Origin of the sequence: Cyanobium sp. A1C-AMD, from assembly GCF_024346495.1 — a bacterium.
GTDB classification, from domain to species: Bacteria; Cyanobacteriota; Cyanobacteriia; order PCC-6307; family Cyanobiaceae; genus Cyanobium_A; species Cyanobium_A usitatum.
Map to the genome: position 1 here is coordinate 18320 of NZ_JAGQDB010000012.1, position 21097 is coordinate 39416.

Sequence of the window (21097 nt, forward strand, 5' to 3'; positions counted from 1 at the left end):
TCAGGAAATGGCTGAATCAACGGGGCAAAACCCCACTAAAGGTTGAATCAGTCGACCAACAATTTGCGCAGGATTAGCCATCAAACGCTGCTGCTGATAGCGCTGGCGCAAGGCCCCAGTGCCGGTGGGATCGGCGAGCCACTGGCTCACCAGGGAGACCAGCTCCTCGGGCCTGCGGATCGAAGCCTCCAATCCACGCGCTTGGAAATAGCGAGGCGCCAGTAATTCCTGGGGCATGGTCGTGCCGTAGTGGTTGAACACCAGCGGACAGGCCATGAACAGGGCCTCCGTGGCCGTGCGGGCCCCCGGCCGGCTGACAAGCGCCCAGGCCCGCCGGTAGAGGTCGGCCATCGCCGCTGGCCCCTGATAGCCGAGGGCCTCCACCGCCAGCGCCGGATGTTGCGCCGCCCAGGCCTGCACCTGTAGCTTCACCGCAGGGCGCCGGCCGCACAGGGCCACCACCGCCAGCTGGCCGGCAAAGGGCAGCAGCTGCTGCAGCAGCGGCAGGTGGTTGTTGGCCCCGTTCGATCCTGTGCCCAGCACCAGCAAGGGCAGGCCATCCAGGGCCGGGGCCGCCGTGCAAGACTCGTGATATTGCGGGTAGAGCAGGGGCCCCAGGCACTCCACCGGCAAGCCGGGGCGGCGACGCTGCACCTCCCGCACCACCTCCTCTGTAAGGGCCCAGAACAGGTCGGTTTTGCGACTGAGCCAGTTGCGGCTAAAGCCAAAACCGCCGTCGAGTTCAGTGCAGCAAGTGATGCAACGAAGCTGGTTACCCAAAACCCTTTTAGCCAAATCGAAATGGCCACGATTGGTGTGAGGGTGGGTGGAGATCAGCACATCCGGGCGGAAGTCCAGAAGCTCACGAATCAAGTATCGGCGCCCGAATAGAACGGTGCCTGGCTTGATCAGATCTTCCAGTTCCATAGCCCGCCAGTAGATCTGGTGCAGCCAGGGGCGTCGGCGTTGGATCCAGTTGTAGAGCTCTACGCCACCTCGATAGGTGCTACTCGAGCGCTCCAACACCTGATCGACACGCACTTCGATATTCGGCCGCTCACGCTCCAACCAATGCCGAATTGCCTCGGCGGCCGAGTCGTGAGCAGTGCCGCCACTGGATGTATAAATCAGAACTTTCATCACTATCTATTTTCATCCAGGTGAAGGCGTCCCAGCGGACGCCAGAGCCGCCAAAGGGGAATCAGCAAAACCCAGCCAAGCAAGCCGATCGCCATCGCCGTCGGGCGCCCCGGGCCCCGGCCAAGAGCGTCCAGCAGCCAAGTGGGCCAGTAGCTCCCCCGGATCAGCGGGGCTATCACCCCATCGGCCAGCAAACTCATCCCCAGCAGAGCTCCTAGACGGGAGATCCACTCCAGGCCATAACGGCCAACAAACAGCCGCGGCTGTAAAGCCAAAGGCACCCAGCACAACCAAAGACTCTGGAGGGCGCCAAGAGCAACCGGAATCGCAGCAGCAAATAGGGCCACAGCCAAAAACCACACCCCCTGCCACTGCTGAAAGCACACCAGCCCAGCCCCGGTAAGCAGCACTGCCTGGACCAGCAACACGATGCGCAACCAGTCCAGCCAATGGCAGCGAGGCACCCGGGCCCATAGCCAGAGCCCACCGGCATAGCCCAATCCGGCCAGGGCCAGAGCCAGGATCAGACGCTGGGAGCCGCTTGCCGCCACCACCCAGGCGGGGAAAGCGATCTCAATGGCAGCAAACACGCCTACCACCACGCTGTTGATCTGCAACAGGGGGCGCCAGCGCCGATTGCTCCACAACTTGCTCAAGGCATGGCGCACCCCTACATGAGGGGAATCCTCATGACCAGCAGCCGTAGTGAGCGGGGCTGACAACGACTGCGGCCAAGCCACCAGAAGCGTGCAGGCCGCAGCAATAAGTGACGTAAGGCTGTCAGTGACGAGGACACCCGGCAACCCGGCCGTCGCCGCCAGCACAGCGCCGAGTAGGGGAGCTGCCATCACCACAGCTCCATCCGATCCAGCGAAGAGCCCGCTGGCTGCTCCCAGCTGCTCAGTAGACACAAATCTGGCCAGTTGGCTGGACCAGGTCACCACCAGAGCCGCCTCTGCTGCTGCTGCCAGGCCAATGCAAAGCAACACCGGTGGCAGGGTGGCTGGACGCATCATCAAGGTGAAGGCCAGGCCCAAAGTGCAGGTGCTGCCGAGGCCGTTAGCGGCAAGCATCACCCGTCGCGGCGGCCAACGATCCAGTTGACGGCCCAATAGCGAAAGGGATGCCAACTTGGCCAACTGCACCACAACCGCCACCGCAGCAAAGGCACTCAGCTGGCCATGCTGCTGGAACAGCCACAGCCCCAAGGCGTAAAGACTCACCTGAGTGCCGAGGTTTGAGAGCAGCTGGCCCGCCCACATGACCAGAAATGGCCTTGGCAGCGACCTAAGTTTTGGGCCAGCCACCAGCACAGTGAGCTCTCCTTTTCCAATACATTCACCCTCCCACAGGAGTTCACATCCCTGACAAAAGTCCTGCTTGCCGGCAGGATCGAAGCATCCTCGGCAGCTTGCCTTGATGACCCCAGCCCCTGACCAAGTCGCGATCAGCACCGAAGCCAGCTCCAACGGCGCTTCCCTAGCCTGGGTGCCCTGGCTGCAGGCCGGCGTCACGGCAATGCTGGTGGTGCTTTTCTTTGTGATCGTGGGTAAATCCCGCCAGCAGAGCGCCACCATCCGCCAGTTGCAGGAGCGGGTGCAGGGGTTGGAGAACAGCCGGGCCCTTGATCGCACCACTGGCCTCGAACAGCAGCTGCGCTCCACGGTGGAGCGGCTGCAAGCTGTGGAGCGCAACGGCACCCGCATCGATGGGCTGAGCCGCGAAACCGCCAACCTGCGGGCCGAGCTCAGCAAGTTGCGCGCAGCCCGCCCCAGCGAAACGACTGACCCGAAAATCGATGAGCTGCCTTTGGGAGTGCCAGCCCTGCCGCCTGTGCGCCCCCCGGCAACTGCCAACTAATCAGGTTTTCAGCCTTTGACTGGTTTTCAGCCTTTAACCGCATCGCCGGCGGCGCTGGGCAGGATGTAGCGCTGCAGGCCGATAAACACCACCAGCACCGGCAGGATCGAAATCACCGCTCCGGCTGCCACCAGGCGCCAGTCAAGCGAAAAGCTGCTGGCCAGCTGCTGCAGACCAAGCGGCAGGGTGTACAGCTCGGGTTCATCGAGGATCACCAGGGGCCAGAGAAAATCGCTCCAAGTGCCGATAAACACAAACATCGCCAGGGTGATCAGGTCGGCCCGGGCCGCTGGGATCATCACGTTCCACCACTCCCCCACCGGCGTGCAGCCATCGCAACGGGCTGCCTCCTCCAGCTCCACCGGCACCCCCAGGAAGCTCTGCCGCAGCAGGAAGATGCCAAAGGCGGTGGCCGCCTGGGGAATGATCAGGGCCCAAAGGGTGTTGCGCAGGCCGATCTGCACCATCAGCAGGTAGAGCGGAATCATCACCACCTGAAAGGGAATCAAAATCGTTGCCACCACCAGGGCAAGCACCAAGCCCCGGCCGCGAAAATTCATGCGGGCCAGGGGGTAGGCCGCCAGCGAGCAGAAGAGCACATTGGCCAGCACCGCCAGGCCACTCACAATCGTGCTGTTGAGCAAGTAGGTGCCGATTGGATTGTCGGTAAAAAGGCGCCTGTAAGCCTCAAAGCTGGGCTGACTGGGCCAGAGGGCTGGCGGGCTGGTGAAAATGTCCTCCGCCGGTCCCTTGAGCGAGGTGCTCACCAGCCACAGCAGCGGCACCAGCATCGCCAGGGCCACCAGCAACAGCAAAATCAGCTGGGCGGCGGCACTGAGCCGTGAGCGGCGCGGTCCGGAGAGGGGCAGGCTCATGGCGGGGGGAGCTGAAGGGAATCAGATGACTCAGGCGGGGGGACTGGCTAAGGGGGACGGGCCGGAGAACAAGTGTTTTTTGCACTTAGCTTAGTCTTGGCTTAGCTAATCAACAAAAAAACACACCCACCTCGTGATCCCAAACTGAAACTCCATAGCCCGCCACCTGCCTAAACCCACCTACCTAAACCCGTGGCCGGTCGGCCAGGGGCAGGTCGCCGACTACGGGCAGCGGCGCCTTCTGGGGGTGCAGCGGCTGGTGACGCCCACCGGCCACCAGCCTATTGAGGGCGTTCACGAAGGCCTGGGCGGCGGCCACCACGATGTCCGTGTCGGCTGAGTGGCCCGAATAGAGCACACCATCGTGACGCAGCCGGATCGTCACATCGCCCATGGCATCGATGCCTTCGGTCACCGATTTCACCGAAAATTCAACCAGCTCATTGGGCACCTGGGCCAGCCGATTGAGCGCCTGACACACCGCATCCACCGGCCCGGTGCCGATCGCCGCCTCGCTGAGCTCGGCGCCATCCGCCGTTACCAGGGTGACGGTGGCGGTGGGCTGCAAGCCAGTGCCACAGCTCACCTGCACGCTCTTGAGGGTGAAGCTGCCGCCATCTTGCTGCTGCACCTGCTCGCTCACGATCGCCTCTAGATCGCGGTCGCTGATTTCCCGCTTGCGATCAGCCAGCTCCTTGAAGCGGGCGAAGGCATCGTCGAGGTCCTCACGCTCGAGCGTGTAGCCCAGCTCCTCGAGCCGAGCCCGGAAGGCGCTGCGGCCGCTCAGCTTGCCAAGGGAGATGCGGTTGTCCGCCAAACCAACCGTACGGGCATCAATGATTTCGTAGGTGAGGCGGTTTTTGAGCACGCCGTCTTGGTGGATGCCCGATTCGTGAGCAAAGGCGTTGGCGCCCACGATCGCCTTATTGGGCTGCACCGCCATGCCGGTGAGGTTGCTCACCAGCCGCGAGGTCTTGGTGATCTCCTCGGTGCGCACGCCCGTGAGCGGTTCGGTGCTCTCGGCGGGCCGCCCCAGGAAGGGGTTGAAGTAGCTGCGCCGCACGTGCAGCGCCATCACCAGCTCCTCGAGCGAGGCATTGCCAGCCCGCTCGCCGATGCCGTTGATCGTGCACTCCAGCTGGCGGGCGCCGTTTTTCACCGCCTCGAGGAAGTTGGCCACCGCCAGGCCCAGGTCGTTGTGGCCATGCACCGAGATCACCGCCTGGTCGATGTTGGGCACCTGGGCATTGATACCGGCGATCAGCTCACCGAATTCCGCCGGGGTGGCGTAGCCCACGGTGTCGGGGATGTTGATCGTGGTGGCACCGGCGCTGATCGCCGCCTCGATCACCTGATGCATGAACTCCGGATCGCTGCGGCCGGCGTCTTCGCAGGAAAACTCCACGTCGTCCACCAGCGAGCGGGCGTAGGCCACCATCTCGGCGGTGATCGCCAGCACCTCAGCGCGGCTCTTGCGCAGCTTGTGCTCGAGATGGATGTCGCTGGTAGCAATAAAGGTGTGGATCCTTTTGTGGGCCGCCGGCGCCACCGCATCAGCGCAGGCCTTGATGTCGCCAGCAGCTGCCCGAGCCAGGCCGCAGATCACCGGCCCATCGGCGGTGCCAACGGTTTCGGCAATGCGCTGCACGGCGTTGAAGTCGCCGGGGCTGGCAAAGGGGAAGCCGGCCTCGATGATGTCCACCCCCAGCCTGGCCAGCTGCTGGGCGATCGCCAGCTTCTCCTCGAGGTTCAGGCTGGCGCCAGGCGACTGCTCGCCATCGCGCAAGGTGGTATCGAAGATCAATACGCGGCCGGGATCGCGGGCCATAGGGGAGCCCCTCTAGGCGGAATGACTATGAGATAGCCCATTGTATGCGGGCACTACGCCTAGAGTGCAGTGATCGCAGGATGGTTATGGCCGCAGGCGATCTGGCCCTAGTCCTCCACGCCCATCTTCCCTACGTGCGCTCCAGCGAACCCGGTTCGCTGGAAGAAGATTGGTATTTCCAGGCGCTCCAGGAGTGTTACCTGCCGCTGCTGGGCGTGCTCGAGGCCGCCGCCGCTGACCGTCGCCAGCGCCCCCGGCTCACCCTCGGCCTCTCGCCCACCCTGCTTTCCCTGCTGGCCGATCCCCAGCTCAATGGCCGCTTCCTGGCCTGGATCGCCGTCCGTCAGGAGCTGCTGCTGCAAGCCCCGCAAGCCCTAGGCCAAGCCGCCAGCCACCTGGCAGCCCAACTGGAATCGGTGGTGAGCCAGTGGCGTCAGACCAAAGGGCAACTGATCCCACGCTTCCGCAGGCTGCAGCAACAGGGGGTGCTAGATCTGATCACCTGCGGTGCCACCCACGGCTACCTGCCCCTGCTGCGCCAGGTGCCAGAGGCGGTGCGGGCCCAGCTGGTCACCGCAGTGCGCGAGCACGAACGCCTGCTGGGTGAGCGGCCCCTAGGCATCTGGCTGCCGGAATGCGCCTACTACGAAGGCCTCGATCAGCAGCTGGTGGGCTGCGGTCTGCGCTACTCGGTGCTCGATGCCCACGGCCTGCTGCACGCCCTGCCCCGCCCCCGCTATGGCGTATTCGCTCCGATCTGCTCGCCTGCCGGGGCCGCCTTCTTCGGCCGCGACAGCAGCGCCACCCTGCCGGTGTGGAGCGCCCGCGAGGGCTACCCCGGCGATGGCGCCTACCGGGAATTCCACCGCGACCTGGGCTGGGATCTGCCCGATAGCGAACTAGCCAGCCATGCCATCGCCAGCCGCCGGCCCCTCGGCCTGAAGCTGCACCGGGTCACGGCCCAGGGCTGCCCCCTCGACCAGAAACAGCCCTACGAACCCGCAGTTGCGACCGAGCGAATCGAAGAGCATGCCGCCACCTACCTGCAGGGCCGAGCCGAGGAGCTAGGCAGCCTGGCCCGCTCGATGGAGCGCCGGCCCCTGCTGGTGGCTCCCTTCGATGCCGAGCTATTTGGCCACTGGTGGTTTGAGGGGCCCCAGTTTCTGGCGGCCCTATTCCGCCAGGCCGATGGGGCCGGCGTGCGCCTGGTCACCCTGCGGGAGGCCCTCGGCGGCAGCGACCCCCTGCAGGTGTGCCGCCCCTCCCCCAGCAGCTGGGGCCAGGGGGGCTACCACGACTACTGGCTCAACGAGACCAACGCCTGGGTGGTGGCCGAGTGGCAGCGGGCCTCCCTGGCCATGGTGACTCGGGTGCAGCGCGGCGTTGGCAGCCAAGCCCAGCGCGACCTGCTCACCCAGGCGGGCCGGGAGCTGCTGCTGGCCCAAAGCTCTGATTGGAGCTTCATCCTGCGGGCGGGCACCACCACCGGACTAGCCAAAGAAAGGATCGAGCGCCACCTGGATCGCTTCTGGCGCCTGCTGGATGCGATCGACAACGGCACCGAGCTACCCGCCAAATGGCTCAAAGCGATAGCCATCGAAGACGGCCTATTCCCCCTGCTCAATGCGGCCGATTGGCTGCCGGCGCCGGTCAAGTCCTAGACAAAAAACTAGGGGTCCAGCATGCGCAGGCCCAGCTGCAACTCCCGGCCCCGCATGCCCATCAGGCCCCAGCGCACGCTCCAGGGTGCCGTGGCAAATAGGGCAACCATCGCCGCCAGCAGCTCGCCCAGGCTGAGCGTATTGGTCAAAAAGCCATACCACTGGGCGTTGGGCAGGGAAAAGAAGCTGGTGAAGTGACTGCGCAGCTGGGGCTCCGAGAAGCGCATCAATTTCTCCAGCCCAAATTGGTAGAGGGCGTGTTTACGACGTAGCTCCGGGGGCCAGAGCGCCTGCCAGCCCGCCTGGGCCAGCTGCAGCGAGTCGGCGGCCGGTTCAGCCCGCAGCAGCGCCGCCACCGCCGCCGCCAGCACCGGCGCCCGGCGCAGCAGCGCCCCCACCAGGTAGCCGGAGGCCGGATGCACCATCGCCGCAGCCCCACCAAAGGCCAGCACGGGCTGATCCAGATCCGGTAGCGGCAGGTTCATCGGAAACAGGCAAAACTCCTCGTGCTCCACCTGCTCGATCGCCACACCGCGATGGGCCAGCCGCCGCTCGAGGCGCTGCTTGAGCGTGGCGTAGGGCACCGGTGGCGCCAGGGCAAGCGAGGTCTCCTCCACAAAAAACCGTCCCTGGCCCAGATCCATCGCATAGAGAAAAGTGGGGGGCTCCTGCCGCTCCGCTTCGCTGAGGTGATCGGCGCGGTAATCCATCAGCACGAATTGCCCCGGCTGCACCGGCGGCGCCGTGAAGCGCCCCACCACCCCGTAGGCCGCCTGGCCCGCCACCGGCCCCCGCTCAGGCCGCTGCACAAACACCGCGTTGTGGCCGCTGGCATCCACCACCAGCCGCGCCTCGATCAGGGCTAGATCGTCAGCAAGAGCAGGGGCATAGCGCACCTGGCTGCGGCCGCTCCCATGGCTCAGCTCCTCTGCATGCCCGCGCAGCCACTGCACGCCGGCTCCCTCGCAGCACTCCAGCCAGAACTGCTGCAAGCGCGTTTTGTCGAACAGGCCGTAGTCGCGGCCGTGGCGGGTGGGGCTGTTGGCTGGATCGGCAGGGTCGCTGCTGCCGGAGCCGAAGTAACTGCAGGTGTCGCTCCAGCGGTGCTCCAGCAGGTGGCCCAGGCCTAGCGCATCTACCTCGTCTCCCCAGATCCCGTAGGTGTTGGGCCAGGGGTCGCGGCAATCGCTTGCGGCCAGCACAGCCACCGCCAGCCCCTGCTCCGCCAGCTCAGCAGCGATGGCCAGGGCCGCCGGACCTGCGCCCACCACCAGCACATCAGTGGGCATCACACCGGTCGAAAGTGGCCTAATGATGCAGCAAAAAGCCGTATCAAGACTTCACCCTTCGCTGGCTGGGCTTTCAAGTTCGGCAGGGGAAGCGCCGGCGTCTTCGATGGTGAGGGCGACAGGTTCCTCCAGGACGACCACCTCCAGGACGGGCTCCTCCTCATCTTCGGCAGCCGGTGGCACCAGCACCACTTCGCTGAGGCGATCTCGGGCATCAAGCTTCTGCAAGCGCACACCCGTAGCCGCCCGCGACTGCTGCGGCACCGCATCGGCCTGGGTGCGCACGATCACCCCCTTCTCGCTCACCAGCAGCAGCTCCTCGCCAGCCCCGAGCACCTTGAGGCCCACCAGCACATCACTCTTATTGCGGAACTTGATCGCCCGCAGGCCCATGCCGGCGCGCTTCTGTAGGCGGAACTGATCCACCGGCACCCGCTTACCCAGCCCGCTGGCACTGGCCACCAGCACCCAAGGACCCTCGCTAGGCGCCACCTCCTCACTTTCATCGTCTTCAGCGCTGGCCGAGCTAGCCACCCGATCGGCGAGCTCGGCGGGCAGCACATCCATGCTCACCAGCTGGTCGCCGGGGCGCAGGTTCATGGCCCGCACGCCGCGGGCGGTGCGGCCCAGGGGCCGCAACTCCTCGTCGTTGAGACGGAAGTGGATGGTCATGCCGTTGCGCGAGCCGATCAGGATGCTGTCGCCGGGCAGGGCCAAGCGCACCCAGGTGAGGGCATCCCCCCCCACCAGATCGATGGCAATCAAACCATTGGAGCGGATATTGGCAAAGGCCGATAGACGGGTGCGCTTAATCGTGCCGCCACTGGTGAGCATCACCAGCACACCGTCATCGGTGAATTCACTCACCGCCAGCAGCGAGGTGATCTGCTCCTCGCGGGGAATCGGCAACATCTGCACAATCGGCGTGCCCTTGGCAGCGCGGCTGCAGATCGGCACCCGATAGGCCGGCACGGTGTAAACAACGCCGCGATCGGAGAACAGCAACAGGTTGTCGTGGTCGTTGCAACTGATGAACAGCCGCACCGCCTCCTCGCCCTGGGTCTTGGTGCCGGCCTTACCGCGGGTGCCGCGGCTGGTGGCCTCAAATTCGCTCACCGGCATCCGCTTCAGGTAGCCGTTCTCGGTGAGCAACACCACCGAACGCTCATTAGCGATCAGGTCGATGTCTTCGAGGCCGCCCTCGAGATCCAGAATCTCAGTGCGGCGGGGGGAGTGGTATCGAGTGCGGATCGCACCGAGCTCTTCGGTGATGATCGTGAGTACGCGCTCGCGATTGGCCAGGATGTCTTTGTAGTCGGCAATCTTGGCGACTAAATCCTCATGCTCAAGGCGGATCTTGTCGGCCTCGAGGGCTGTCAATCGCCGCAGCTGCATCTGCAGAATGGCATCTGCCTGGATCTCACTGAGGCCGTGGCGCTCCTGCAGCTGCAAGCGGGCCGTGGCCGCATCGGAAGCAGCCCGGATCAGGGCAATGATCGGATCGAGTTGGTCTAGGGCCAGTAGCAGGCCCAGCAAAATGTGGTCGCGCTCCTCGGCTTTGCGCAGGAAGTAGCGGGTGCGGCGCTCGATCGTCTCGATGCGGAAGTCGAGAAACACCTGCAACATCTTGCGCAGGGTGAGCAGCACCGGCTCCGACTTCACCAACGCCAGCATGTAGGCGCTGAAGTTGTTTTGCAGCGGCGTGAGCTTGAACAGGTTGTTCAGCACCACTTGGGGGTAGGCATCACGGCGCAATTCGATCACGATCCGCATGCCATCGCGGTCGGATTCATCGCGGATATCAGAGATCCCCTCCAGCTTCTTGTCGTTAACCAGCTCGGCGATCCGCTCAATCAGCGAGGCCTTGTTGGTTTGGAAGGGCAATTCGGTGATGATCACCGCATCGCGATCGGGGCGGCCCTTCACCTCCAGCGTTTCAATCGAGGCGACGCCCCGCATCGTTACTGAACCGCGGCCGGTGGTGTAGGTGTCACGGATACCGCGGCGACCCAGGATCTGGCCTCCCGTGGGGAAGTCGGGCCCCGGGATGATCGCCATCAACTGCAGATCGTCGATGTCGGGGTTGGCGATCAGCGCCAGCGTCCCGTCGATCAGCTCAGTGAGGTTGTGGGGTGGGATGTTGGTCGCCATGCCCACGGCGATACCGGTGGAGCCGTTGAGCAGCAGCTGCGGAATCCGCGCCGGCATCACGGTGGGCTCTTGCTGGGAGCCATCAAAGTTGTCGGCGAAATCGACCGTTTCGGCTTCGATATCGTCGAGCAGGCTGTCGGTGGTCAGCGCCTGCAGCCGTGATTCGGTGTAACGCATGGCGGCCGGGGGGTCGCCGTCCACCGAGCCAAAGTTGCCATGCCCATTGACCAGGGGCATGCGCATGTTGAAGTCCTGGGCCATCCGCACCAGGGCGTCGTAGACGGCCGTATCGCCGTGGGGGTGGTACTTACCAAGTACCTCACCGACCACACGGGCGCATTTCCTATAGGGCCGGTCGCTGGTGAGACCCAGCTCATACATGGCGTAAAGGATGCGCCGGTGCACCGGCTTAAGGCCATCGCGGGCATCGGGCAGGGCCCGACCCACGATCACGCTCATCGCATACTCCAAATAGGAGCGCGACATCTCGTTGCGCAGATCGGTCAGGATGATTCGCGAATCACCGTTGCCACCGGACTCCCCCGGAATATCAGCACCGGGTCCGCTGGGGTCCGCCATGGATGACCGTCTTTACCAGTGGTCAGTTTATCTAAAGCCCAGGGGGAATGCCCAAATCCGATCCATTCCCGCCACGCCAGGAGGCGGAGCTAAGGCTCAAGCAGCAACGGGGCCAGCTACAGGTGCGCGCCGCCGCTGATTTTCGCAGCCTGGTGCTGCAAGCCGGGCTGGCCGAGGCCTACGCCAGCACTGATGTGGTGGTGGCAGCCGATGCCGGCTTCAGCGACCAGGCCAGCCTGCTCCTAAGCCTCGGCCCCACGGATCCACCGATCCGCCTGCGCGACGGCCAGCTGGCCGGAGTGGCGGGGTTGGCGGGCTGCGGCAGCGGCGAGCTGGTGCTGCCGATCGGCGGCGGCCTAGGCGATGCGATGGGCGGCGCCCAGCTGCTCGGCGCCCTGCTGCAGGGCCGGGCCCTGCCCTTCAACGCCAGCGGCGAGGCCACCGCCCTGCACCCGCGCCGGGAGCTGCACACGGAGCTGGGGCTGGAGCAGATCGGCGCTGGCCGGCTGCTGCTGCAGCGGGCCATCAGTGAAAACGGCGTAGTCGCCCTCAGCCAGGCAGAAGGGCCCTGCCCCAGCCCCTACGGCACCCTGCTGGGTCCAGCCGCCAACGCCCTTTATTCCTGCGGCGGCGCCGGCAGCATCGGCCTCACCATGCCGGGTTTGTCGCTGCTGGGGCCTGGCTCACCGGTGCTGGTAGGCGGCGCCATCGGCTGGGTGATAGGGGCTGGCAGCGGCCACCAGCCCGGTTGCCGGCGCCAGGCCAGCGGCCACGCCCGCACCCCCGGCGCGGCCGCCGCCGTGAGCGTGGATTTGCACGGCCTGCGGCCCGAGTGGGTGCGCCCTTGTTTTTTTGAGGGCCATGGCAGCGCCCTACTGATTGCGATTGCGGCGCCGGTGCCCCTGATCAATGCCGAGGTAGCCCGCCAGGCCGCCGCTGGCCCCCAGGAGCTCGAGGCGCCCGTGCTCGACCTGTCGGTGCCGCGGCGGATCAAACCCAGCCTGGGCTCGGTGAGCTACGCCGAACTGCTCAGCGGCACGATCCAGGTGGCAGGCCGCTCAGTGGCCTGTGCGCCCTCCCACAGCCCGCGACTGGCCGCCGCCGCCTGCGAGGCCCTGATAGCAGCCCTGATCGACGGCAGCTTCCCCCTACGCCTACCGGTCGTGCCGCTGAGCAGCCGCCCCAGCTTGCTGCCGATTGAGGCCTAGGGCTTGGAGTCTTAGCCAACCGCACCTAAGCTCCCGCCACATTCCTATCCCCGCCGCGCCGCCATGGCCGACGACACCACCACCAACCCCGACACCAACCCCGATCCCGCCAGCCCCAGCCAAGAGTTTGGGGCTGTTCAACAGCCAGTCGAACAGCCAGTGGAACAGATTGTTGAGCAGGTCGTTGAACAGGCTGTTCAACAGCCCGCTCCAGAGGCGGCGCCCCCCGAACCCAGCATTGCCGCCACCCTGGTGATTGAAGCCAGTCCCAGCGCCGGCTCCAACTCGTTCAGTGACGAAGCCGAGCCCCAAAGTGGCGAAGGTGGTGAGTGGGATCTGCTGCTGGGCAAGCTGCGCCAATGGCTCGATCAAAACGAGCTCAACAACCTGTGGGCCCAGGCCCGCAAACCGGTCACCATCCTTGCTGGCCTGGTGGGCCTGCTGCTGGTGGTGCGGGTCTACAGCGCCGTGCTGGGTGCCCTCGACAGCCTGCCCCTGGTGCCCGGCCTGCTCGAGCTAGCTGGGGTGGTGTGGGCGGTGCGCTACGGCATTCCCAAACTGCTGCGCAGCAGCGAGCGCGAACGGCTGCTGGGCGGTCTGAGCCAAAGCTGGAAAGCCTTCCGCGGCAAGGCCTGATCCCACCTTGCCCCGCGGCCTGCGGGCGGCTGGTTGATAGCTTGTCCCGAATTAGTTAACTCCAGGTGGACATTCAGCTCGGTCGCTTCCGCACTGTGCGTCGTGCCTACGGCATTGACGAGATCGCCCTGGTGCCGGGTGGCCGCACGGTTGATCCAGCTATCACGGACAGCAGTTGGAGCCTCGGCGGCATCACCCGCGAGATTCCGATCATCGCCAGTGCCATGGACGGGGTGGTCGATGTGGCCATGGCGGTTGAACTGAGCAAACAGGGAGCCCTGGGAGTTTTGAACCTGGAAGGCGTCCAGTGCCGCTACGACGACCCCAATCCCATCCTCGACCGCATCGCAGCGGTGGGCAAGGAGGACTTCGTGCCCCTGATGCAGGAGCTCTACAGCCAGCCGGTGCGGGAAGACCTGATCCGTCAGCGGATTGCCGAGATCAAGCAGCAGGGCGGCATCGCGGCGGTGAGCGCCACTCCAGTGGCCGCCCTGCGATTCGGCAAGGCCATCGCCGAAGCCGGCGCCGACCTTTTCTTCGTGCAGGCAACGGTGGTCAGCACCGAGCACATCGGCCCTGAGGGCCAGGAGAGCCTCGATCTTGAGCACCTTTGCCGCACCTTCGGGGTGCCCGTGATCATTGGCAATTGCGTCACCTATGAGGTGGCACTGAAGTTGATGCGGGCCGGCGCCGCCGGCGTGATGGTGGGCATCGGCCCCGGTGCTGCCTGCACCAGCCGCGGTGTGCTGGGTATTGGCATTCCCCAGGCCACCTCAGTTTCAGATTGTGCCGCCGCCCGCGACGAATATTTCACCGAGAGCGGCCGCTACGTGCCGATCGTGGCCGATGGCGGCATCGTCAACGGCGGTGACATCTGCAAGTGCCTGGCCTGCGGCGCCGACGCCGTGATGATCGGCTCCCCCATTGCCCGCGCCAGCGAAGCCCCCGGCCGGGGCTTCCACTGGGGTATGGCCACCCCTAGCCCGGTGCTGCCCCGCGGCACCCGCATCAAAGTTGGCACCACCGGCAGCCTGGAAAAAATTCTGCGAGGTCCGGCCGGTCTCGATGACGGCACCCAGAACCTGCTGGGCTGCATTCGCACCTCGATGGGCACCCTCGGCGCCCGCACCATCAAAGACATGCAGAAAGTGGAGGTGGTGGTCGCCCCATCCCTGCTCACTGAGGGCAAGGTCTACCAAAAAGCCCAGCAGCTAGGCATGGGCAAATAAGCAAGGGCGGTTGTTTCTACAGGCGGGACAGACTGCAGCGTTAGCCTCAGTAGGTGCGAGCTTCGGCTCTCACACTCCTCACACCCTCCAGCCCGGCGCGTCCGGGCCTTTTGTCTTCTCCCTGCCCAGGCTCACCGGATCACGACCTGCAACGGTCGTGGGTAGGCCTTAAACAACCTTGCTAGATTCGCCAAACCCTGATCCTGCAAGGATGTCCAGCGCCGCTGCTGTCACTGATGCCTCCTTTGAGCAAGACGTGCTCAAAAGTGATTTGCCCGTGCTGATCGACTTCTGGGCCCCCTGGTGCGGACCTTGCCGCATGGTTGCGCCAATCGTCGACGAAATCGCCACCGAATTCGAAGGCAAGATCAAAGTATTCAAGCTAAATACCGACGAAAATCCCAACGTCGCCAGCCAGTACGGCATCCGCAGCATCCCCACCCTGATGATCTTCAAGGGGGGCCAGAAGGTCGACACCGTGGTTGGTGCCGTGCCGAAAACAACCCTGTCGTCCACAATTTCCAAGTACCTCTGAGCGCAGTTGAGCATCTAGTTCTGAGCGACCCATCCCATTTCGGCCAGAGCCCTTTGCAGGTTCTGGCCCATGAGCTTGAAAACCACCCCCAGCGGCATCTGATCGAGCGCTCCCTGGTTTCCCTGCTGCAGGTGGGTCGCCACGAGCATGGCCGGGATGAATGGCGGCTGATCAGTGGGGCGCTGGCCGACATCAGTGAGGCCCTTGAGGTCTTTCGCCCGCGCCGCCACACCCGCAAGATCACCGTCTTCGGTTCAGCGCGCACGGTGCAAAGCGACCCCAGCTACGCGTTGGCCGAAGAGCTGGCCCGCTATGCGGTGGCCGCTGGATTTGACGTAATGACCGGCGCCGGCGGCGGCATTATGGAGGCCGCCAATAGCGGCGCCGGCTGCGAGGCCAGCATTGGCCTCAACGTTGACCTGCCGTTTGAGCAGCACGCCAACCGCTTTGTGAGCAGCTGCGATGGCCGGCTGCTCCACTTCCGCTATTTCTTTACCCGCAAGCTTTTCTTTTTGCGCGAGAGCGATGCCCTGGTGGTGATGCCAGGCGGCTTCGGCACCCTCGACGAGCTATTCGAATCGCTCACCTTGATCCAAACCGGCCGCACCCCACCGATTCCCCTGGTGCTGCTTGCCCCTCCCGGCAACCCCTTCTGGAGCGGCTGGCAGCGGGATGTCAGCCAGGGGTTGGCCGCCAGCGGCCTGATCTCCCCCGAAGACGGCGACATATTGAGGGAGGCCCACAGTGCCGAGGAGGCAGTGGCCCACATCAGCCGCTTCTATCGCCTTTTTCACTCCGCCAGGCTGGGCGACAACCGCATCGAGCTGCTGCTCAACTGCGCCCTGCAGCCAGTTCAGCTAACTGCCCTCAACCTGCACTTCGATGATCTGGTGGATGAGGGTGTTATCCAGGCGAGCGAGACCGTCGACGATGCCGGCCTGCTGCGCCCCTGCCTGAATTTCCACTTCAATCGCCGCCGCATCGGCCGGCTCTACCAGCTGCTCGACACACTCAACCGGCTGGAGGTGCCTCCAGAGCAGCTGCTTACGGAGCCCGGCCGCCGCCAACCCAGTTCTTCGGCCCCATGAGTCGCCTCGGCTTGATCGATTACGGCATGGGCAATCTGCACTCTGTGCAGCGGGCTTTCGAACGGCTTGGCGCAACGGTCCAGCCCGTTCAATGCGGCGCCGAAATGGAGGGCTGCAAGGCCCTAGTGCTGCCAGGGGTCGGAGCCTTTGATCCGGCGATGGAGCGCCTGCGCCAGGGTGGTCTGGCCGAGGCGATCACGACCTGGTGCGATGCCGGCCGGCCCCTGCTGGGCATTTGCCTGGGGCTGCAGCTGCTGTTTGAGGCCAGTGACGAGGGCAAATCAACCGGCCTGGGCCTGCTCCAGGGGCGGGTGCGGGCCCTGCCCCGCCGGCCTGGCCACCCGATTCCGCACATGGGCTGGGAGCCCCTAGTGCCAGCAAACCCCAGTCCCCTGCTGCCAGCCGACAGCCCGGAGAGCTGGGTGTATTTCGTGCACTCCTACGCCGCCGAGCCCAGTGATCCGGCCTGCAACACCGCCCTGGTGCGCTTCGCCGACACCGCTGTCACCGCCGCTGTCTGGCAGGGCGCCATTGGCGCTTGCCAGTTTCACCCGGAAAAATCAGGCCCCCACGGCGAGGCGATCCTGCGCCGCTGGCTGGCCTGGCTCGATGCCTTATGAGCCTGCGGCTTAGCGGGGGCCGGCGGCTGCAGAGTCCACCGGGCAGCATCGCCCGCCCCACCAGCTCCCGGGTGCGGCTGGCGGTAATGAACCTGCTGGCAGCCGAGCTGCCCGGCTGCGCCTGGCTGGATCTATGCAGCGGCAGCGGCGCTATGGCCTGCGAAGCCCTGCATCGGGGTGCTAGCCGAGTTGTGGCGATCGAGCAGGACCGCCGCATCGCCGCCGTGACCCGCACCAATCTCGAAGCGGTGCATCAGGGGCTCGGTGACGCAGGCCGCCAAGCAAGCGCCTGGGCGGTGCACTGCCGCGAGGTGGGGCGATGGCTGGCGGAGGCAAATCAACATCCAGCCTTTGATTTGATCTATGCAGACCCCCCGTACGCCGCAGACATTTATGCCCAGATAGCGAGTGCTGTGCTGGCAGGGGGCTGGCTCAAGCCAGGAGGCACCTTGATTTGGGAATGCGCCAGCTCCAAGCTGCCAGCGATTCCAGCCGGGTGGAGCAAGCTCGATGAGCGGCGCTACGGCAGCACCAGCTTGCTGCTGCTGGACCAAGTCCACTGCTGCACCGATTGAAGTGTCGACTGAAGCTCAGTCGAGCAGGGTGCCCCGGCGATACTGGTTCCAGGCGGCTACAAACAAACCAGCCAGGGTCACGGGGATCAGACCGAGCACGATGCCGCAGAGCAGGGGTTCGATCATGGGAGCACTGACAAGGCGTTCAGGGCACAATTGTTCCACGCCCATCCCCCACATCGCGAGCGCCCCGCACCAACTGTGACCGGCCAACCCCTAAACCCAGATGCCGCTAAAGGGCGCCGCGGCCTGATCGCTGCCCTGGTGGGCATGGCGGCCGCGGCCTGCATCGTGGCGGTGTTACTGGTGCTGCCTGCGGCCCAGGCCGATCCCTACAGCCGTCAGACCCTTGAGCTCAGCGGCTCCAGCGAGAAAGGCGGCCGGCTGTTTCGGCTCAATTGCGCCGGCTGCCACGGCATCGCCGCCCAAGGGCTGGTGGGCCCCAATCTCCACGGGGTCGCCGCCCGCAAGAGCTCCCGCCAGCTGATACAGCAGGTGGTGAGTGGCCGCACGCCGCCGATGCCCCGCTTCCAACCGGAACCCCAGGCCATGGCGGACCTGCTGGCCTATCTGAACGGTCTTGTGTGAGCGGCGCCGCCCAGCTGGCCGTGGTGCTGGTGGAACCCGCCGGGCCTCTCAACGTCGGCAGCGTTGCTCGCCTCTGCGCCAACTTCGACGTAGGTGAGCTGCGCCTGGTGGCGCCCCGCTGCGACCACCTCGGCGAGGAGGCCCGGCGCATGGCCGTACACGGCGTCTGGCTGCTGGAGCAGGCCCGCCTGTTCCCCAGTCTCAGCGCCGCCCTGGCCGACTGCTGCCGGGTGGTGGCCACCAGCGGCCGGCGGTCCGGCGAGCCCCTACCCCTGCAAGCACCGGAGCCGGCCCTGCGCTGGCTGGCCCAGGCCAGGGGCCCCTGCGCCCTGGTGTTCGGCCGGGAGGATCGGGGCCTCAGCAACGACGAGCTGCTCCAGGCTGGCCAGCTGCTCACCCTGGGCAGCGGCGATGCCTACGCCTCCCTCAACCTCTCCCACGCTGCAGCCCTGGTGCTGCATAGCTGGCATTGCTTAGGGAGCGGCTTGGGAAGCAGCCCTGAGGTTGGCGCCCTGCCGGAGCCAAGCGACCGCCAGGGCCTCGAAGCGATGCTCGGCGATGCCGAGGCCCTGCTGCTCGAAGTGGGCTTCCTCCATCTCCACACTGCCCACGCCCGCATGGCCAAGCTGCGGGGGCTGCTGCAGCGGGCCCAAATCTCCACTGAAGAGGTGGCCCTGGTGCGCGGCATGGTGCGCCAGCTGCGCTGGGCCAGTGAACGCGGGAGCAACCCTGGTCAGACCCCTTAACTTCAGGTCACTTCGTTGGAGTGGCCCGTGACCGCTGGCCGTCAGCCCCGTAGCCCCAAGAACCGCTGGGGAGGCCCCTTTCGGTTGGTGTTGCGCCTGGTGGTGATGGGAATCGGCCTGGGCGTGGTCACCGGCACCAGCCTCAAGCTGCTGGCCCCCCGCCTGGCCCAAGGCGCCAGCAAGGCCCCCAGCCTCGACCTCGGCGCAGCCCGCAACAGCAAGGGCCTCGATCCGGGGCAGTTTGAAGCCCGCACGGAGCTGGCAGCGGTGAGCAAGCGCTGGGGCGAGCTGGCAGCAGCCCAGAAAGACCTCACCGCCAGCGCCTTCCTGCTGGTGCTCGACGACGGCCGCTTTGCCCAGCTGCAGCCCGACCTACCCCTGCCGGCCGCCAGCTCAATCAAAACGCCGATCCTGCTGGCAGGCCTGGAAGACCTCGACAACGGCAAGTTGCGCTGGAACGAGCCCCTGCCCCTCACAAAAGAGCTGGTGGGCGGCGGAGCCGGCTGGATGGCCAACAAACCGGTGGGCACCCGCTTCCCGTTTTTTGAGGCGGCCACCGAAATGATCCGGGTGAGCGACAACAGCGCCACCAACCTGCTGATCAAGCGTCTAGGCGGCAAAACGACCCTCAATGAGCGTTTCACCGCCATGGGCCTGCCTTCAACGGCAGTCAACAACTGGCTGCCCGATCTCGACGGCACCAACACCACCAGCAGCCGCGACCTGGCCAAGTCGATCGCCATGGTGGATATCGGCGAAAGCCTGAGTCCCCGGGCTCGGGACCTGTTTAGGGAAATCATGGGCAGCTCCCGCACCAACACCCTGATTCCCCTGGGCTTACTCCAGGGGCTCGGTAAAGATGCCGCCGACCCCGACAGCGAGCTGCTCAGTTTCGGCATCACCGTCTACAACAAAACCGGTGATATCGGCATTGCCTACGCCGATGCGGCCCTGATCCAGCTCCCCAACGGCCAGCGCGCCGTGGCGGCCTTCATGGTGAAAGGTCCGTTCAACGACCCCCGCTCCACCGATCTCATCCGCGCCATGGCAGCTGAAATTTCAAAAACCCTGGTAGGCCGCAAATGAACCGCCCTCGCCTGCTCCAGGCCAGCTGGCTGCCCCTGCTGCTGCTAACGAGCCTGGCTGCCCCCGCCCTGAGCCAGACCAAACCCAAGCCAGCAGACTCGGTGCTGCGCCCCCAAACCGTGGCGCCCTTGAGCGGCAGCCTGGATCGGCTGCTACTGGTAAACGACAACAACCCCGAGCTGATTCGCGCGCCCGGGATCCTGCTCTCCACTTTCCCCGGCGCCGGCCGCGGCGTGCCTGCAGCCCACCTGGATGTGGCGCTAAACGGCCGCTTTGATCTGTTCAGCCATCACGTGTATGCGGGCAAGCCGGAGAGCCTCGACTCCACCCTGTGGCTGGCGGTGCTGGCCGCTCCCCGCGGCCCCGGCCCCGTAACCCTGAAGCTGCTGGCTGGCTCAACGGCCCTATCCCAGGCGGTGGATCCCGGCCAGGCCGGCGCCCCCTTCCTGCCCCTGCCAGCCCTGATGGTTCAGGGCACTACGCCGGTGTGGGCTGGCCCCGGCAGCCGGGTGGCCACCGAATTGCTGGCCCGCCAGCGCAGCCCCCAACTGCCCGCCAGCTGGACCCTGCCGCCCGGCGCCCCCAGCACCCGGGTGGTGCTGCCCCTGCCGGTGCGGGGCCTCGATCCCCTGCTCAACGGCCTCAACCTGCAGATGCGCCTAGAGAGCTCGGGCCCCGTGAGCCTGGCCACCCTGGCGGCCTTCGGCAGCGGCAATCAGCCGCCTGACCCCTCCCGCTGGGCCGCCCTGCTGGAAGGGGATCTCAGCCCTCGGGAGCACAGCCCCACCCCCCGGGGCAGCAAGGGGGGCATGGTGTATTCGCGGGTGAGTGGGGTGCAGGTGGGCAGCGTTTGGCGCAGCCGCCTCAGCGATCCGGGCAAAAACTGGCTGAGCATGAGCCGGGCGCCGATCTCCTGGCCGATCAGCAGCCTGGAGCGCGGCACCCTGGGCACCGGCCAGGTGCAAACCGCCGAGCTGCAGGCCTTTTACCCAGGCACGGCCTGGGCCGCCCACGGCAACTACGGCGTCGAATACGACCTCAGCATCCCCCTGCGCAACGACACGACCAAGCCGGTGACCCTGCAGCTGGCCCTGGAATCGCCGCTCAAGGGCGATGCCGCCATTGGGGGCCTGCGCTTCAAAAGCATTGACGGCATCGCTAGTGGCAGCCGGCCGGTGATGTTCCGCGGCACGGTGGAGGTGACAGGCCTTGATGGCGCCAGCCCGGGCAGCAGGCCCGTTGGCCGGCGCAGCTTCCATCTGGTGCAGCGTGCTGGTGAACCCAGCCCCGCCTTTGGCACCATCAGCCTGGCGCCAGGGGCCAGCCGCCAGCTGCAGGTGCGGCTGATCTATCCGGCGGATGCCACCCCGCCCCAGGTGCTCAGCCTGCTGCCGCTTCCAGAT

General features: G+C 65.8%; 20 protein-coding genes. 13 read left to right on the forward strand and 7 right to left on the reverse strand.

The window, feature by feature from the left end; all coding sequences use genetic code 11:
- Together KBY74_RS03735 and KBY74_RS03740 are read right to left on the reverse strand one after the other, a co-directional pair.
- The gene (locus KBY74_RS03735; RefSeq protein WP_254941566.1) at positions 1 to 1140 is read right to left on the reverse strand and encodes an MGDG synthase family glycosyltransferase; all 1140 of its coding nucleotides are present in this window, start codon (positions 1138 to 1140) and stop codon (positions 1 to 3) included.
- A gap of 2 nt (positions 1141 to 1142) precedes the next feature.
- Positions 1143 to 2402: an MFS transporter gene (locus KBY74_RS03740; protein ID WP_254941567.1), complete on the reverse strand. Its 1260-nt coding sequence runs from the start codon at positions 2400 to 2402 to the stop codon at positions 1143 to 1145.
- A gap of 157 nt (positions 2403 to 2559) precedes the next feature.
- Between KBY74_RS03740 and KBY74_RS03745 the strand changes: the two genes are divergently transcribed.
- Positions 2560 to 3000, forward strand: a complete 441-nt coding sequence (locus KBY74_RS03745; RefSeq protein ID WP_254941568.1) for a hypothetical protein — start codon at positions 2560 to 2562, stop codon at positions 2998 to 3000.
- Between the two features lie 26 nt (positions 3001 to 3026).
- Here KBY74_RS03745 and KBY74_RS03750 read toward each other — a convergent pair whose 3' ends face one another.
- Both KBY74_RS03750 and KBY74_RS03755 read right to left on the reverse strand, forming a co-directional pair.
- Entirely contained in the window at positions 3027 to 3875 is an 849-nt protein-coding gene (locus KBY74_RS03750; RefSeq protein WP_254941569.1) for a carbohydrate ABC transporter permease, read from the reverse strand.
- Between the two features lie 184 nt (positions 3876 to 4059).
- Positions 4060 to 5703, reverse strand: a complete 1644-nt coding sequence (locus KBY74_RS03755; protein ID WP_254941570.1) for a 2-isopropylmalate synthase — start codon at positions 5701 to 5703, stop codon at positions 4060 to 4062.
- 86 nt (positions 5704 to 5789) lie between these two features.
- Between KBY74_RS03755 and KBY74_RS03760 the strand changes: the two genes are divergently transcribed.
- Positions 5790 to 7364: a glycoside hydrolase family 57 protein gene (locus tag KBY74_RS03760; protein WP_254941571.1), complete on the forward strand. Its 1575-nt coding sequence runs from the start codon at positions 5790 to 5792 to the stop codon at positions 7362 to 7364.
- Positions 7365 to 7372: 8 nt separating this feature from the next.
- Here the strand turns inward: KBY74_RS03760 and crtL are convergent, their stop codons facing one another.
- Entirely contained in the window at positions 7373 to 8653 is a 1281-nt protein-coding gene (crtL, locus tag KBY74_RS03765; RefSeq protein WP_254941572.1) for a lycopene beta cyclase, read from the reverse strand.
- 51 nt (positions 8654 to 8704) lie between these two features.
- The gene (gene gyrA / locus KBY74_RS03770) at positions 8705 to 11383 is read right to left on the reverse strand and encodes a DNA gyrase subunit A (protein WP_254941573.1); all 2679 of its coding nucleotides are present in this window, start codon (positions 11381 to 11383) and stop codon (positions 8705 to 8707) included.
- A gap of 47 nt (positions 11384 to 11430) precedes the next feature.
- Between gyrA and KBY74_RS03775 the strand changes: the two genes are divergently transcribed.
- The 7 genes from KBY74_RS03775 (at position 11431) to rsmD (ending at position 17274) form a co-directional block, all read left to right on the forward strand.
- On the forward strand, positions 11431 to 12591 hold the full coding sequence (locus KBY74_RS03775) for a homocysteine biosynthesis protein (RefSeq protein ID WP_254941574.1): 1161 nt from the start codon (positions 11431 to 11433) through the stop codon (positions 12589 to 12591).
- 63 nt (positions 12592 to 12654) lie between these two features.
- Positions 12655 to 13227, forward strand: coding sequence for a CAAD domain-containing protein (locus tag KBY74_RS03780; RefSeq protein WP_254941575.1), 573 nt, complete (start codon positions 12655 to 12657; stop codon positions 13225 to 13227).
- 65 nt (positions 13228 to 13292) lie between these two features.
- The gene (locus tag KBY74_RS03785; protein WP_254941576.1) at positions 13293 to 14456 is read left to right on the forward strand and encodes a GuaB3 family IMP dehydrogenase-related protein; all 1164 of its coding nucleotides are present in this window, start codon (positions 13293 to 13295) and stop codon (positions 14454 to 14456) included.
- A 211-nt stretch (positions 14457 to 14667) separates the two neighbouring features.
- The gene (gene trxA / locus KBY74_RS03790; protein WP_106501486.1) at positions 14668 to 14991 is read left to right on the forward strand and encodes a thioredoxin; all 324 of its coding nucleotides are present in this window, start codon (positions 14668 to 14670) and stop codon (positions 14989 to 14991) included.
- A gap of 53 nt (positions 14992 to 15044) precedes the next feature.
- On the forward strand, positions 15045 to 16079 hold the full coding sequence (locus tag KBY74_RS03795) for an LOG family protein (RefSeq protein ID WP_254941577.1): 1035 nt from the start codon (positions 15045 to 15047) through the stop codon (positions 16077 to 16079).
- Positions 16076 to 16699, forward strand: coding sequence for an imidazole glycerol phosphate synthase subunit HisH (gene hisH / locus KBY74_RS03800; RefSeq protein ID WP_254941578.1), 624 nt, complete (start codon positions 16076 to 16078; stop codon positions 16697 to 16699). The genes KBY74_RS03795 and hisH overlap by 4 nt, the downstream gene beginning before the upstream one ends.
- A complete protein-coding gene (rsmD, locus tag KBY74_RS03805) occupies positions 16696 to 17274 on the forward strand; it encodes a 16S rRNA (guanine(966)-N(2))-methyltransferase RsmD (protein WP_254941579.1) in 579 nt (192 codons plus the stop codon). Before hisH ends, rsmD begins: the two co-directional genes overlap by 4 nt.
- A gap of 15 nt (positions 17275 to 17289) precedes the next feature.
- Here the strand turns inward: rsmD and petG are convergent, their stop codons facing one another.
- On the reverse strand, positions 17290 to 17400 hold the full coding sequence (petG, locus tag KBY74_RS03810; protein WP_094559756.1) for a cytochrome b6-f complex subunit V: 111 nt from the start codon (positions 17398 to 17400) through the stop codon (positions 17290 to 17292).
- A gap of 75 nt (positions 17401 to 17475) precedes the next feature.
- On the opposite strand from petG, the gene KBY74_RS03815 reads away from it, so the two are divergent.
- The 4 genes from KBY74_RS03815 to KBY74_RS03830 form a co-directional block, all read left to right on the forward strand.
- The gene (locus KBY74_RS03815; protein ID WP_396094758.1) at positions 17476 to 17862 is read left to right on the forward strand and encodes a c-type cytochrome; all 387 of its coding nucleotides are present in this window, start codon (positions 17476 to 17478) and stop codon (positions 17860 to 17862) included.
- A complete protein-coding gene (locus tag KBY74_RS03820) occupies positions 17859 to 18608 on the forward strand; it encodes an RNA methyltransferase (protein WP_254941580.1) in 750 nt (249 codons plus the stop codon). Before KBY74_RS03815 ends, KBY74_RS03820 begins: the two co-directional genes overlap by 4 nt.
- Before the next feature lie 105 nt (positions 18609 to 18713).
- Positions 18714 to 19694: a serine hydrolase gene (locus tag KBY74_RS03825; RefSeq protein WP_254941583.1), complete on the forward strand. Its 981-nt coding sequence runs from the start codon at positions 18714 to 18716 to the stop codon at positions 19692 to 19694.
- Positions 19691 to 21097: DUF3370 domain-containing protein (locus KBY74_RS03830; RefSeq protein WP_254941581.1), on the forward strand; the 1407-nt coding region annotated here is incomplete at its 3' end. The genes KBY74_RS03825 and KBY74_RS03830, both read left to right, overlap by 4 nt.

What these genes read in the sequence shown, in the direction of transcription:
- KBY74_RS03735 (WP_254941566.1), bottom strand. Translation starts at nt 1,140, where the DNA reads ATGAAAGTTCTGATTTATACATCCAGTGGCGGCACTGCTCACGACTCG.
- KBY74_RS03740 (WP_254941567.1), bottom strand. Translation starts at nt 2,402, where the DNA reads ATGTGGGCGGGCCAGCTGCTCTCAAACCTCGGCACTCAGGTGAGTCTT.
- KBY74_RS03745 (WP_254941568.1), top strand. Translation starts at nt 2,560, where the DNA reads ATGACCCCAGCCCCTGACCAAGTCGCGATCAGCACCGAAGCCAGCTCC.
- KBY74_RS03750 (WP_254941569.1), bottom strand. Translation starts at nt 3,875, where the DNA reads ATGAGCCTGCCCCTCTCCGGACCGCGCCGCTCACGGCTCAGTGCCGCC.
- KBY74_RS03755 (WP_254941570.1), bottom strand. Translation starts at nt 5,703, where the DNA reads ATGGCCCGCGATCCCGGCCGCGTATTGATCTTCGATACCACCTTGCGC.
- KBY74_RS03760 (WP_254941571.1), top strand. Translation starts at nt 5,790, where the DNA reads ATGGCCGCAGGCGATCTGGCCCTAGTCCTCCACGCCCATCTTCCCTAC.
- crtL (WP_254941572.1), bottom strand. Translation starts at nt 8,653, where the DNA reads ATGCCCACTGATGTGCTGGTGGTGGGCGCAGGTCCGGCGGCCCTGGCC.
- gyrA (WP_254941573.1), bottom strand. Translation starts at nt 11,383, where the DNA reads ATGGCGGACCCCAGCGGACCCGGTGCTGATATTCCGGGGGAGTCCGGT.
- KBY74_RS03775 (WP_254941574.1), top strand. Translation starts at nt 11,431, where the DNA reads ATGCCCAAATCCGATCCATTCCCGCCACGCCAGGAGGCGGAGCTAAGG.
- KBY74_RS03780 (WP_254941575.1), top strand. Translation starts at nt 12,655, where the DNA reads ATGGCCGACGACACCACCACCAACCCCGACACCAACCCCGATCCCGCC.
- trxA (WP_106501486.1), top strand. Translation starts at nt 14,668, where the DNA reads ATGTCCAGCGCCGCTGCTGTCACTGATGCCTCCTTTGAGCAAGACGTG.
- hisH (WP_254941578.1), top strand. Translation starts at nt 16,076, where the DNA reads ATGAGTCGCCTCGGCTTGATCGATTACGGCATGGGCAATCTGCACTCT.
- rsmD (WP_254941579.1), top strand. Translation starts at nt 16,696, where the DNA reads ATGAGCCTGCGGCTTAGCGGGGGCCGGCGGCTGCAGAGTCCACCGGGC.
- petG (WP_094559756.1), bottom strand. Translation starts at nt 17,400, where the DNA reads ATGATCGAACCCCTGCTCTGCGGCATCGTGCTCGGTCTGATCCCCGTG.
- KBY74_RS03825 (WP_254941583.1), top strand. Translation starts at nt 18,714, where the DNA reads ATGGGAATCGGCCTGGGCGTGGTCACCGGCACCAGCCTCAAGCTGCTG.